This window comes from Gordonia sp. UBA5067 (genome assembly GCF_002414845.1).
In the GTDB taxonomy this organism is placed as follows: Bacteria; Actinomycetota; Actinomycetes; order Mycobacteriales; family Mycobacteriaceae; genus Gordonia; species Gordonia defluvii.
In genome coordinates this window covers 27178-39880 of record NZ_DIAX01000027.1, presented here as the reverse complement: position 1 = coordinate 39880, position 12703 = coordinate 27178, and the positions used below count along the sequence as shown (strand labels likewise).

Genomic DNA, 12703 nt, shown 5'->3' with positions numbered 1-12703 from the left:
CGAGCATGTGAAGCAGGAGTTTGCGTGAGCACCCAGAACCTTGATGTCATCGAGATCGTCGACGCGCCGGCGTACGACACCCCGCTGGGCATCACCAATCCGCCGATCGACGATCTACTCGACCGGGTGTCGTCGAAGTACGCACTGGTGATCTTCGCCGCCAAGCGCGCCCGGCAGATCAACGACTACTACAACCAGCTGGGCGACGGCATCCTCGAGTTCGTCGGACCATTGGTCGAACCCGGCATGCACGAGAAGCCGCTGTCCATCGCCATGCGCGAGATTCACGCCGACCTGCTCGAGCACACCGAGGGCGAATAGCGGCCCGGGCGGTCATGACCTCGTCGGCGCGCAAGCGCGTTCTCGTCGGTGTGGGTGGGGGAATCGCCGCCTACAAGGCGTGCTCAGTCATCCGCCACTTCACCGAAGCGGGACACGACGTCCACGTCATCCCGACCGCGGCCGCCCTCCGGTTCGTCGGCGCCGCCACGTTTGAGGCGCTTTCCGGTCACCCGGTGTCGACGTCGGTGTTCGACAACGTCGACGAGGTCGCCCACGTACGTCTCGGACAGAACGCCGATCTCGTCGTCGTCGCGCCCGCCACCGCGGACCTGCTGGCCCGGACGGCGGCGGGCCGAGCCGACGACCTGCTGACCGCCTCGTTGCTGACTGCGCGGTGTCCGGTGCTCTTCGTGCCGGCGATGCATACCGAAATGTGGGAGCACCCCGCGACGCAGCACAACGTCGCGACGTTGCGTGACCGGGGCGCGACTGTCATGCCGCCGGACTCCGGGCGGCTGACCGGCCGCGACAGTGGAGCCGGGCGGCTGCCCGACCCGGGCGAAATCGGCCTACTCGGCGACTTGCTGCTCGACGCCCCCGGGGCGCTCCCGTTCGACCTGGCCGGCGTACGCATCCTGATCAGCGCAGGTGGCACCCGTGAACCGCTGGACCCGGTCCGCTACCTCGGCAACCACAGCTCCGGAAAGCAGGGCTTCGCGCTCGCGCGGGCCGCCGCGGCTCGCGGTGCCGAGGTCACCGTTGTCGCCGGCTCGACATCGGGGGCGGGGGAGCCGGCCGGGGTGCAGCGCATACCGATTTCAAGCGCTATGGAGCTATCGGACGAGATGGCCGAACGGGCGGTTACGGCGGACGTCATCATCATGGCCGCTGCGGTCGCCGACTTTCGGCCGGTGGTGATCGCCGATGCGAAGATCAAGAAGGGCACGAGCGGTCCGGCCCCGATCGAGTTGGAGACGAACCCCGACATCCTGGCCGGGCTGGTGCAGTCGCGAAAACGCGGCGAGATCGCCGCGGAGACCGTCATCGTGGGCTTTGCCGCGGAGACCGGCGACGACACCGGGGGCGTGTTGGACCACGGCCGGGCGAAATTCGCGCGGAAGGGCTGCGATCTGCTCGTCGTGAATCCCGTCGGCGCCGGCAAGGCGTTCGGCACCGAGGACAATACCGGCTGGTTGCTCAGTACCGCCGGCACCGAGACAGCGCTGCCGCTGACGTCGAAGACCCTGCTGGCGAGTCGAATCCTCGACGCACTCGCACCGCTGCTGCCGCAGCGCTGAGCACGGACCGGCACCCGGGCGTGTGGATCCCGGTGTGTAGGTTGGAATCTGATTTCGAGTCGACCGGCAGGCGGTCGGCTCAGTGATGTTTGAGAGGGACCCGATGACAATCTCGTCGCGACTGTTCACCAGTGAATCCGTCACGGAAGGGCACCCCGACAAGATTTGTGACGCGATCAGCGACTCCATCCTCGATGCCCTGCTCGGACAGGACGCCCATGCCAAGGTGGCCGTCGAGACACTGGTGACCACCGGTCAGGTCCACGTCGCCGGCGAGGTCAATACGACCGCGTACGCCGACATCCCGTCGATTGTCCGCGAGCGCATCTTGCAGATCGGCTATGACTCGTCGACGATGGGCTTCGATGGCGCCTCCTGCGGCGTCAACGTCGCGATTGGCGCGCAATCGCCGGAGATCAACAAGGGACTCACCAAGTCACACGAGAAGCAGACCGGTGCGGACGGCGATGACCTCGATAGCCAGGGGGCCGGCGACCAGGGTCTGATGTTCGGCTACGCCACCGACGAGACCCCCGAGTACATGCCGGTTCCGATCGCCCTGGCACACCGGTTGTCCCGGCGGCTGGCGGAGGTGCGCAAGAGCGGCGAGCTGAACTACTTGCGGCCGGATGGGAAGACCCAGGTCACCATCGAATACGCCGGAGACAAGCCGGTACGACTGGACACCGTGGTGATCTCCACCCAGCACGCGGAGGGGATCGACCGCGATGCCGCACTGACGCCCGCCCTCGTCGACGCCGTTCTCAAACCGGTGCTCGCCGAATTCGCGGTCAACGGGCTCGATACCTCCAGCCCACGCCTGCTCGTCAACCCGACGGGCAGTTTCGTCCTCGGTGGGCCGATGGGCGACGCCGGCCTGACCGGGCGAAAGATCATCGTCGACACCTACGGCGGCATGGCCCGCCACGGTGGCGGCGCGTTCTCGGGCAAGGATCCGTCGAAGGTGGATCGCAGCGCCGCCTACGCGATGCGGTGGGTTGCGAAGAATGCCGTCGCAGCGGGATTGGCCCGCCGGATCGAGGTGCAGGTCGCGTACGCCATCGGCAAGGCGGCGCCGGTGGGCCTGTTCGTCGAGACCTTCGGCACCGAGACCGTCGATCCAGACCTGATTCAGAAGGCGATCGCCAACGTATTCGACCTGCGTCCGGGCGCCATCATTCGTGATCTGGATCTGCTGCACACCACCTACGCGCCGACGGCGGCCTACGGGCATTTCGGGCGCACCGATATCGATTTGCCGTGGGAGCACACCAACAAGGCTGCCGAGTTGAAAGCGGCGGCCGGTGCCTGACCGGCCCGCTCGCCGCGCTGTCGGGTAGCCACCCCGGTGAGCACGGGAAAGCGTGAACCGGCACGGCGCGCACCTGTCGCCCAAGTGCTGCCCATGCTGGGGCTCGCGCACCTGGACCGGCCGTTCGACTACCTCGTCGATACCGAGCAGGATGCCGCCGCCGTGCCGGGCGCGCGTCTGCGGGTGCGATTCGCCGGTCGGCTGGTCGACGCCTTCGTGCTGGCGCGCCTGGATGTGAGCGAGCACGACGGGCGGCTCGGCTGGATCGATCGGGTGGTTTCACCCGAACCGGTGCTGACTCCGGAGATCGCCACCCTATGCCGGTCGGTGGCCGACCGGTACGCCGGAACCATGTCCGATGTGGTGCGACTGGCGGTTCCGCCGCGACACGCGCGCACCGAGAACGAAGAACAACCGCGGCCGGCGCCGCAGCTTCCGTCCGGTCCCGACCTGGCCGGGTGGGCCGACTATCGTGGCGGACCGGCGTTCGCCGCGGCGGTGTGCGAGTATCGCGCTCCCCGGGCCGTGTGGCAGGCGCTTCCGGGGGCCGATTGGCCGGCGCGGTTGGCCGAATTGATCGGCCACACCGTCGCCGCCGGGCGCGGTGTGATCGCCGTCGTTCCCGACCAGCGCGATCTCGACCGTCTCGCACAAGCGTGTGCTGAGCTCGGCGACCGCTGTGTGACCCTCGCGGCGAGCCTGGGACCGACCGCGCGCTATCGGCGCTGGCTCGCCGCGCTGCGCGGCACGGCTCGGGTCGTCCTGGGCACGCGTAGCGCGGTCTTCGCCCCGGTGCACGATTTGGGTCTGGTGATCGTTTGGGACGACGGGGATCCGAGCCTCGACGAGCCGCGCGCCCCGTACCCGCACCCCCGCGAGGTGGCCGTGCTGCGCAGTCATCAACAGCAGTGCGGACTGCTGATCGGCGGCTACTCCCGTACCGCCGAGGCCCAGGCGCTCGTCGCGGCGGACTGGGCCCACGACCTGGTGGCCGACCGTGCGGTGGTGCGCCGTCGCGGACCGCGCGTCCAGGCGCTCGCCGAGGAAAACCGGTCAGTCGGAAACGATCCGCTGGTACGGATGGCCCGAGTACCCGAGTTCGCCTTCCGGCTGGCCCGTTCCGCACTGGACGCGGATCGCCCCGTGCTCATCAGCGTGCCCCGACGCGGCTACCTGCCATCACTGTCGTGCGCGAAATGCCGCAGCCACGCGCGGTGCCGATCCTGCCACGGACCGCTGGCCATGGCACGCGACCATACGGTGTCCTGCCGGTGGTGCGGGCGCGTCGACCCGGCACCGCGCTGCGCAGCCTGCGGATCAACGGAGATTCGGGCCCGCACCGTCGGCTCGGCGCGGACTGCGGAGGAGCTGGGCCGCGCCTTTCGTGGGGTACCGGTGGTGACCAGCGACGGTTCCCACCGGGTCGACGAGATTCCCGACGAGGCCCGCCTGGTCGTCGCCACCCCCGGGGCCGAACCGATCGTCCGCTGCGCCGGGGACCGGTCGCCGACGATGGCGGGGTACGGCACCGTCATCGCCGTAGACACCTGGGCGCACCTCGATCGTGAGGACTTGCGGGCGGACGAAGACGCGGCCCGGCACTGGTTCGCCATCGCCGCCCTGGCGCGCCCGGCAGCTGACGGTGGCACTGTCGTGCTGCTCGCCGACAACGACCTGCCGGTCGTACAGGCGCTCGTCCGCTGGGACCCGGCCGGATTCGCGGCCGACGAGTTGTCGCAGCGGGCCGAACTTGGCTTCCCGCCCGCCGTCACCATGGCCTCGGTCGACGGGACGCCCGCGGCGGTGCGGACCTTTGTCGACCTGGTGGAACTGCCGGCGGGGGCCGACGTACTCGGGCCGGTCCCGCTTCCGCCGGGGGTGCGCGGCCCGGCCGGCGGGCGAACCGACCCGATGCCGCCCGGCGACGCCTACGAGCGCCTGCTGATCCGGGTTGATCGTCGCCACGGTCGTGATCTGGCCCGGGCGCTCAGCAGCGCCCAGGCACGCCGTGTCGGGGGCAACGATGCGGGCCCGCTCAGGGTTCAGGTAGACCCGCCTACTATTGGCTGAATGCGCGTCATCTTCGCCGGTACCCCCGAGGTCGCGGTGCCCTCGCTGAACGCCCTGCACGACTCGGATGAGCACCAGGTCGTCGGAGTCCTGTCGCGGCCCGACGCTGTGTCCGGCCGCGGCCGCAAAGTCAGCCGGAGCGAGGTCGCCCACCGGGCCGATGAACTCGGGATCGACGTGTTCACGCCCGAACGGCTGCACCAGGGCGGTGCGGTCGACCCCCAGGTGCTCGCGGTCCTGAACCGCTGGGCGCCCGACTGTGCCGCCGTGGTCGCCTACGGCGCGTTGATCCCCCCGGCCCTGCTCGCCCTGCCGACCCGCGGATGGGTGAACCTGCATTTCTCGCTCCTACCGGCCTGGCGCGGCGCGGCCCCCGTCCAAGCGGCGATTGCCGCCGGCGACACCGTGACGGGCGCGAGTACGTTCCAACTCGAGGCGGGTCTGGACACCGGCCCGGTGTACGGCACCCTCACCACCGACATCACGCCGAGCGAGACGAGCGGCCATCTGTTGGGCCGCCTTGCCGAGTCCGGCGCACGGCTCCTCGTCGCAACGCTCGACGGGATTGAAGCGGGCGAATTGTCACCGGTGGCCCAGCAGGAGCACGATGTGTCGTTCGCGCCGAAGATCACCGTTGACGACGCCCACGTCCAATGGGCCCGCCCAGCACACATCGTGGACCGGTTGATCCGCGCGCACACGCCCGATCCCGGCGCCTGGACCATCGTCGACGCGAACGGGGTCGCGGTGCGGCTGCGGATCGGGCCGGTACGGCGCGGCGCCGCCGGTGCGGCGGGTGCGCCCGATTCCCTCGCGCCCGGCGAACTGGCCGTCGCGAAGCAGGCCGTCTACGTCGGCACGGCAGACGAAGTTGTGGCCCTCACCTGGGTGGTGCCGCCGGGCAAGAAGCAGATGCCCGCGGCGGACTGGGCGCGCGGCGCCCGAGTGGCGGCCGGGACGGTAGCGCGATGAGCGCGATGAGCGGGCCGACGGGACGGGGGCCGGTCGGCGCTGGTGGCCGATCAGGCGGATCGAAGTTCCGCGACAAGGCGGTCGACCCGGTGCGGGCGGTGGCCCGGGACGTGTTGCGAGCGGTGCGGGAGCGCGACGCATATGCGAACCTGCTGCTGCCGGCGTTGCTGCGCGAGCGTGGCATCAGTGGGCGCGATGCCGCCCTGGCCACCGAACTCACCTATGGCACCGCCCGCGCGCAGGGGACGCTCGATGCGGTCATCGCAGCCGCGGCGGGCCGGCCGATTGCCGAGATCGACGGCAGCCTGCTCGATGTCCTGCGGCTGGGCGCCTACCAGTTGCTGCGCACCAGGATCGGTGCCCACGCGGCGGTGTCCACCTCGGTGGACCTGGTGCGAGCCGAGGCCGGCCAGGGCCTGGCCGGGTTCGTCAACGCCGTGCTGCGTAAGATTTCGCAGCGCGACGAAGACCTCTGGGTGGAGGAACTTGCGCCGTCGATCGTCGATGACCCAGTGGGCAACCTGGCGTTCACCTATGCCCACCCGAGGTGGATCGCCGAGGTGTTCGCCGACGCGCTCGACGGTTCGGTCGGCTCGCTGCAGGCCGCACTCGCCGCTGACGACGCCCGCCCGCCGGTACATCTCGTCGCACGGCCCGGTCAGATCACCGCCACCGAGTTGGCGCTCATGTCCGGGGGTGCGGAGGGCAGATTGTCGCCGTACTGCGTGTACCTCCCCGGCGGCGATCCGGGACGTCTCGACGTCGTGCGCGATGGGCTCGCCGGGGTGCAGGACGAGGGCAGCCAGGTCGTGGCACTCGCCCTGACCCGCGCACCGCTCGATGGTCCCGACGGCGGCCGGTGGCTCGATCTGTGTGCCGGGCCGGGAGGCAAGGCCGCCCTGCTCGGCTCGCTCGCCGAGTTGAGCGGTGCGCACCTCGATGCCGTCGAAATCTCCGAGCACCGCGCCGACCTCATCGACTCGATCACCGCTGGTCTGCCAGTCACCGTCGTGGTGGCCGACGGCCGCGATCCAGGACTCGCACCGGGTTACGATCGCGTCCTTGTCGACGCGCCGTGCAGCGGGCTGGGTTCACTGCGCCGGCGCCCCGAAGCGCGCTGGCGGCGCGTCCCGGGCGACGTCGACGAACTCGTCCCACTCCAGCGCGAGCTGTTGACGTCGGCGTTGCGGCTTGTCCGCCCGGGCGGGGTCGTTGTGTACTCGACCTGTTCGCCGCACCCGGCGGAGACCATCGGCGTCGTCGATGCCGTGTGCGCGGCCACCGGTGCCGAGCAGATCGATGCCCGGCCCTTCGTCGCGACCGACGGCATGGACTTCCCCGTGCCCGGTCCCGGCCCGCAGGTGCAGCTGTGGCCGCACCTGCACGGCACCGACGCGATGTTCCTCGCGGTGCTGCGCCCGGCTCCGGCAGCCCCAACGGCACACATAGACTGAGCGACATGTGCCAGCGACCCCGCGCCCCGATGATCGCACCGTCCATCCTGTCGGCGGACTTCGCCGACCTGGGCGCGGAGGCGCGCGCGGTAGCGGGGTCGGATTGGCTGCACGTCGATGTGATGGACGCACACTTCGTCCCCAACCTGACGCTGGGACTTCCCGTCGTCGAGAGTCTGCTCGCGGCCACCGACATCCCGCTGGACTGCCACCTGATGATCGACGATCCCGGCCGCTGGGCGCCGCCCTACGCAGCGGCTGGAGCGCACAACGTCACCTTCCACGCCGAGGCAACCGATGATCCGCGAGCCGTGGCCCGCGACATCCGGGCCGCCGGAGCCAAGGCCGGCCTGGCCATCAAGCCGGGGACCGACCTGGAGCCCTACCTGGAGATCCTGCGCGACGTCGACACGCTGCTGGTGATGAGCGTGGAACCGGGTTTTGGCGGGCAGAGCTTCATCGCCGGCGTGTTGTCCAAGGTGCGGACCGTGCGCAATCTCGTCGACGCTGGGGAGTTGAGCGTTCTGGTGGAGATCGACGGGGGGATCAACGCCGACACGATCGAGCGGGCCGCCGAAGCCGGCGTCGACTGCTTTGTCGCCGGATCGGCGGTATACCGAGCGCAGGATCCGGGCCGGGCGGTGGCGGCATTGCGCGAACAGGCCGCCGCCTACTGGCCGGTCCCCGCCACGGAATTGCCCTAGGACCGCAGCACCGTGACGGCCGATGGACTCCTGCTCGACGCGATGGTCCGGGCGATCGTGGTGTCGCAGGCCGCCGCGGGAGTATCCACGCCGAACCCGCCGGTGGGCGCGGTGATCGTCGGCGCACACGGGGAGATCATTGCGGCCGGCCACACCCAGGCCGCCGGTGGGGCTCACGCCGAGGTCGTCGCACTCCGTGCTGCGGGGGCGGCCGCTCGCGGGGCGACCGCCGTCGTCACCCTGGAACCGTGCAATCACACCGGCCGTACCGGTCCATGCACCCGGGCACTCATCGACGCGGGAATCGCCCGGGTGGTGTACGCGGTCGGCGACCCCAACCCCCGGGCCGCCGGGGGAGCCGACGCACTACGGGCGGCGGGCGTCGAGGTGGTGTCGGGCATCGGGGCCGCCGAGGCGGCGGACGGGCCGCTGCGCGGGTGGCTGCACCGGCAGCGAACCGGCCGTCCCGTTGTCATTGCGAAGATCGCGGCCAGCCTCGATGGGCGGGTCGCCGCCCCCGACGGGACGAGTCGATGGATCACCGGCGCGGCCGCGCGGCAGGACGCGCACGCGCTACGGGGCGTCCTCGACGCGATCATCGTCGGCACCGGCACGGTCCTCACCGACGATCCGGCGCTGACGGCCCGCCATTCCGATGGTTCGCTGTTCGACCACCAGCCGACCCGAGTCGTGCTGGGTCGCCGGACCATTTCCGCATCGGCCACCGTCTGCGATGGTGCCGCTCCTACGCGAATAGTCGACTCTCGAGACCCGGCTGACGCATTGGCCGCGGTGCCCGATGCCCTGATGGTTCTGGTCGAGGGCGGCCCGACGCTGATCGGCGCGTTCCTCGCCGCCGGTCTCGTCGACGAGGTACACGCCTACCTTGCGCCGGTCTTCCTTGGCGCGGGCGCGAATGCGGTCGACGATCCCGCCGTCACCACCCTGGCGCAGGCGCACCGGTTTGCGGTTGCCGACGTCACCGCGCTCGGCGACGACGTGCGGTTGCGGCTGCGTCGCAGGTCAGCGGAATAGGACCTACTTGCGCCTGAGGAACAGGCCGACCAGCAAACCGAGCACGGCCGCGACACTCAGGGCCAGCCACAGGGCGACGGTCACGCGGAAGAAGAGGAAATTGACCTCGGCCTCAATGCGGTTGAGGGAGATGAAGGCGATCGCAATGATGGCCACTGCCAGCGGGAACCAGTGTTTCTTCACCAGGCTGAGCGCGGACTGTACGAAACTGGAGCTTTGCGCGTTGTTCGTCATGGGGGTCAGCATCGCACAGCCGTACCGGACTCACCGGACTCAGGTGAACTTCGGTTCGGGCTGATCGGAACGGATCGGCGACTGCGGGTCCGCCGATCTGCGTGCTATTTTCGTAAGGAGAGTTCTCGGGGCAGGGTGAGATTCCCTACCGGCGGTGATACCGATGTTTGGTCAGCCCGCGAGCGCCCGCCACGTCGGCGGGGTCAGCAGATCCGGTGTGAATCCGGAGCCGACGGTCATAGTCCGGATGTGAGAGAACACTGCGGCATCGCGCACGGCGCGGGCCGTCGTCGGCGCTCTCGCGCCCTGCCCCCTGATTCTGAGTCGTAGAACAGGAGAGGAGTCGATGTGTTCACCGGAATCGTCGAGGAGCGCGGGACCATTACCGCCAAAGAGGAATTGGCCGACGCTGCCCGGCTGACGGTCCGCGGGCCGACGGTCACCAGCGATGCCGCGTTCGGCGACTCGATCGCGGTGAACGGCGTCTGCCTCACCGTCACCGCATTGACCGGCGACGGCGAGTTCACCGTCGACGTGATGGCCGAAACCCTCCGCCGCAGCTCGCTCGCCGGCCTGGCGGCCGGTGCAACGGTGAACCTGGAGCGCGCGATGCGCGCCGACGGGCGGTTCGGTGGGCACATCGTGCAGGGTCATGTCGACGGCGTCGGAACAATTGTCGCAATCAGCCCCACGGAGAATTGGACGATCATCCGGATCGCCCTACCGCCGTCGCTGCGCCGCTATGTGGTGGCGAAGGGCTCGATCACCCTGGACGGTGTTTCGCTCACCGTGTCGGCGGTGGGCGACAGTGAGGCGGGGCCCTGGCTGGAGGTCTCGCTCATCCCGACCACCCTGACCCACACCAATCTGGGCCAGGCCCGGATCGGGAGTCAGGTGAACCTGGAAGCCGATGTGATCGCCAAATATGTGGAGCGGATGACATCGGGCCCGGCGACCGAATCGGAGGCCCGATCATGACAGCGAATAGCGAGCCGATCCGGTTCGACTCCGTGGAGCGCGCGATCGCCGACATCAAGGCGGGCAAAGCCGTCGTCGTCGTCGACGACGAGGACCGCGAAAACGAGGGCGATCTAATCTTCGCAGCCGAGATGGCCACCCCGGAGTTGGTGGCGTTCATGGTCCGTTACACCTCGGGCTATCTGTGTGTCCCGCTGGTCGGCGAGGACTGCGATCGCCTCGGACTGCCGCCGATGTATACGACCAATCAGGACAAGCACGGCACCGCCTACACCGTCACCGTCGACGCCCGCGAGGGCGTCGGAACCGGCATCAGCGCCGCTGATCGGGCGGCCACGATGCGGCTGCTGGCCGACCCGACCAGCAAGGCCGTCGATTTCACCCGGCCCGGGCACGTGGTGCCGCTGCGGGCCAAGGACGGCGGTGTTCTGCGCCGTCCGGGGCATACCGAAGCCGCCGTCGATCTGGCGACCCTCGCCGGGCTCGCGCCGGCGGGGGTGATCTGCGAGATCGTCAGCCAGAAGGACGAGGGGGCAATGGCTCAGGGCGAGGAGTTGCGCGTCTTCGCGGACGACCACGGACTCGCGCTGATCTCCATCGCCGACCTGATCTCCTGGCGGCGCCGCCACGAGAAGCACGTGGTGCGCGTCGCGGACGCCCGGATCCCCACCGACCACGGCACGTTCCGGGCGGTGGGCTACACGTCGCCGTTCGACGACGTGGAACACGTCGCACTGGTGATGGGCGACATCTCGGCCGGCCACGGCGAGGACGTTCTGGTCCGCGTTCATTCGGAGTGTCTGACGGGCGATGTCTTCGGATCGCTGCGGTGCGACTGCGGACCCCAGCTCGATGCGGCGATGCGGATGGTCGCCGCGGAAGGACGCGGAGTCGTCCTCTACATGCGCGGCCATGAGGGGCGCGGAATCGGCCTGCTACACAAGCTGCAGGCCTACCAGCTCCAAGATGCCGGCGAGGACACCGTCGACGCGAATCTGTCCTTGGGGCTGCCGGCCGATTCGAGGGACTACGGGATCGGCGCACAGATCCTCGTCGACCTGGGGGTGCGGTCGATGCGGTTGCTGACGAACAACCCGGCCAAACGGGTCGGCCTGGATGGATACGGTCTCGCGATCACCGAGCGCGTCCCGATGCCGGTGCGGGCCACCAAGGAGAACCTGCGGTACCTACGCACCAAGCGCGACCGGATGGGGCACGAATTGGAAGGGCTCGACGATTACGACCTGGACGTACCCGAAGGTCTGGAACCACCGGCACCGGCACCGGCGCCGATTGCCGAAGGAGGAGATCGCGCATGAGCGGCACCGGAGAACCCACGCTGGACCTGGCCAGCGCCGACGAGGTGCGGCTGGCGATCGTCGCGTCGCAATGGCACGAGACGATCTGCACCGCACTGCTGAACGGTGCGACCGGCGCGGCCACCGCGGCCGGCGTCGCGGACCTGACGATCATCCGCGTCGCCGGCGCGATTGAGTTGCCAGTCGTCGTGCAGGCGCTCGCCCGCACCCACGACGCGGTGGTGGCTCTGGGGGTGGTGATCCGCGGGGAGACACCGCACTTCGACTATGTTTGCGACGCGGTGACCGCCGGGCTGACCCGCGTTTCCCTCGACGAGTCGACGCCGGTCGGAAACGGTGTGCTCACCGTCGACACCGAGGCCCAGGCGCTGGCGCGGGCCGGCCTGCCCGAGTCCGGTGAGGACAAGGGCGCGCAGGCGGTCAACGCCGTACTTGCCTCCGCGCTCATCCTGCGGTCCCTGTGATGAGTCCCGACGAGCAGTGGGAGTTCGTCTACCGGCCCCACCGACTGGTGGTGTGGAGCGGAGTCGCCGCTGCCGTTGTCCTCCTCATCCACGCGATCTTCGGGTACCTGCTCACCAAATCCCAACTCGTGGTCTTCGGCCACACCTTCGTCTTCGGGGACAACGGTGTGCGCAACATCGGGTCGGCAGATCAGTGGGCGATCATGCTGATCGGGGTGATTGTTGCCGGCGCAATCCTGCTGCTGACCCGCCCGCGCGTGCGCGTCGGCCCGTCGGGGGTGGCGGTGCGGAACCTGATCGGGGAGCGGGCCTTCGGGTGGGGCGAGATCGACGGCATCAGCTATCCCGAACGCGGCTCGTCGGCCTGGCTGGAATTTCCGCACGACGAGCACATCCCCGTCTTGGCCATCCGTCTCGGCGACGGGGAACGGGCCGTCGAGGCGATGGAGCGGGTTCGCGAGCTCCAGGCGCGATACCGCACCGCGCCTCCGGTGCCCGCAGACGATTCGGATGTCGGATTACCGGAGTAGCCGGGGCGCGCGGCTCCTCCCGGACAGCCTGTCACGAGAACTCGAACAGCC

General features: G+C 69.6%; 13 protein-coding genes and 1 riboswitch. Of the genes, 12 read left to right on the top strand and 1 reads right to left on the bottom strand.

Translation table 11 applies throughout. The features are described from left to right. Window positions 1–24 precede the first annotated feature (24 nt). The 8 genes from rpoZ to ribD all read left to right on the top strand — a co-directional run bounded on the left by rpoZ (window position 25) and on the right by ribD (window position 9127). Window positions 25–321 carry a DNA-directed RNA polymerase subunit omega gene (rpoZ, locus tag B4M62_RS03910; RefSeq protein WP_290705436.1) on the top strand — a complete coding sequence of 99 codons (297 nt, stop codon included), beginning with the start codon at window positions 25–27 and terminating at the stop codon, window positions 319–321. A gap of 14 nt (window positions 322–335) precedes the next feature. After that, window positions 336–1580 (top strand): bifunctional phosphopantothenoylcysteine decarboxylase/phosphopantothenate--cysteine ligase CoaBC, encoded by a 1245-nt coding sequence (gene coaBC / locus B4M62_RS03905; protein WP_290705434.1) that lies wholly within the window; start codon window positions 336–338, stop codon window positions 1578–1580. A 103-nt stretch (window positions 1581–1683) separates the two neighbouring features. Next, window positions 1684–2892: a methionine adenosyltransferase gene (metK, locus tag B4M62_RS03900; protein WP_290705432.1), complete on the top strand. Its 1209-nt coding sequence runs from the start codon at window positions 1684–1686 to the stop codon at window positions 2890–2892. 93 nt (window positions 2893–2985) lie between these two features. After that, window positions 2986–4962 (top strand): primosomal protein N', encoded by a 1977-nt coding sequence (locus B4M62_RS03895; RefSeq protein WP_290705510.1) that lies wholly within the window; start codon window positions 2986–2988, stop codon window positions 4960–4962. After that, the gene (fmt, locus tag B4M62_RS03890; RefSeq protein WP_290705430.1) at window positions 4963–5934 is read left to right on the top strand and encodes a methionyl-tRNA formyltransferase; all 972 of its coding nucleotides are present in this window, start codon (window positions 4963–4965) and stop codon (window positions 5932–5934) included. A gap of 5 nt (window positions 5935–5939) precedes the next feature. Continuing rightward, window positions 5940–7388 (top strand): RsmB/NOP family class I SAM-dependent RNA methyltransferase, encoded by a 1449-nt coding sequence (locus B4M62_RS03885; protein WP_290705507.1) that lies wholly within the window; start codon window positions 5940–5942, stop codon window positions 7386–7388. Window positions 7389–7393: 5 nt separating this feature from the next. Next, window positions 7394–8092, top strand: a complete 699-nt coding sequence (rpe, locus tag B4M62_RS03880) for a ribulose-phosphate 3-epimerase (RefSeq protein WP_290705428.1) — start codon at window positions 7394–7396, stop codon at window positions 8090–8092. Window positions 8093–8134: 42 nt separating this feature from the next. Beyond that, entirely contained in the window at window positions 8135–9127 is a 993-nt protein-coding gene (gene ribD, locus B4M62_RS03875; RefSeq protein WP_290705504.1) for a bifunctional diaminohydroxyphosphoribosylaminopyrimidine deaminase/5-amino-6-(5-phosphoribosylamino)uracil reductase RibD, read from the top strand. Window positions 9128–9130: 3 nt separating this feature from the next. Here the strand turns inward: ribD and B4M62_RS03870 are convergent, their stop codons facing one another. Next, a complete protein-coding gene (locus B4M62_RS03870; protein WP_290705426.1) occupies window positions 9131–9361 on the bottom strand; it encodes a DUF1049 domain-containing protein in 231 nt (76 codons plus the stop codon). Window positions 9362–9478: 117 nt separating this feature from the next. Continuing rightward, a riboswitch (FMN riboswitch) is annotated at window positions 9479–9624 on the top strand. Between the two features lie 85 nt (window positions 9625–9709). Between B4M62_RS03870 and B4M62_RS03865 the strand changes: the two genes are divergently transcribed. Genes B4M62_RS03865 through B4M62_RS03850 form a run of 4 tightly spaced genes read left to right on the top strand, consistent with a single transcriptional unit; the run spans window position 9710 to window position 12652 of the window. Continuing rightward, entirely contained in the window at window positions 9710–10339 is a 630-nt protein-coding gene (locus B4M62_RS03865; RefSeq protein ID WP_290705424.1) for a riboflavin synthase, read from the top strand. Beyond that, window positions 10336–11658, top strand: coding sequence for a bifunctional 3,4-dihydroxy-2-butanone-4-phosphate synthase/GTP cyclohydrolase II (locus B4M62_RS03860; protein WP_290705422.1), 1323 nt, complete (start codon window positions 10336–10338; stop codon window positions 11656–11658). Before B4M62_RS03865 ends, B4M62_RS03860 begins: the two co-directional genes overlap by 4 nt. After that, the gene (gene ribH, locus B4M62_RS03855) at window positions 11655–12122 is read left to right on the top strand and encodes a 6,7-dimethyl-8-ribityllumazine synthase (RefSeq protein WP_290705420.1); all 468 of its coding nucleotides are present in this window, start codon (window positions 11655–11657) and stop codon (window positions 12120–12122) included. Before B4M62_RS03860 ends, ribH begins: the two co-directional genes overlap by 4 nt. Further along, window positions 12122–12652, top strand: a complete 531-nt coding sequence (locus B4M62_RS03850; protein WP_290705418.1) for a PH domain-containing protein — start codon at window positions 12122–12124, stop codon at window positions 12650–12652. Before ribH ends, B4M62_RS03850 begins: the two co-directional genes overlap by 1 nt. The last annotated feature ends 51 nt before the right edge of the window (window positions 12653–12703 follow it).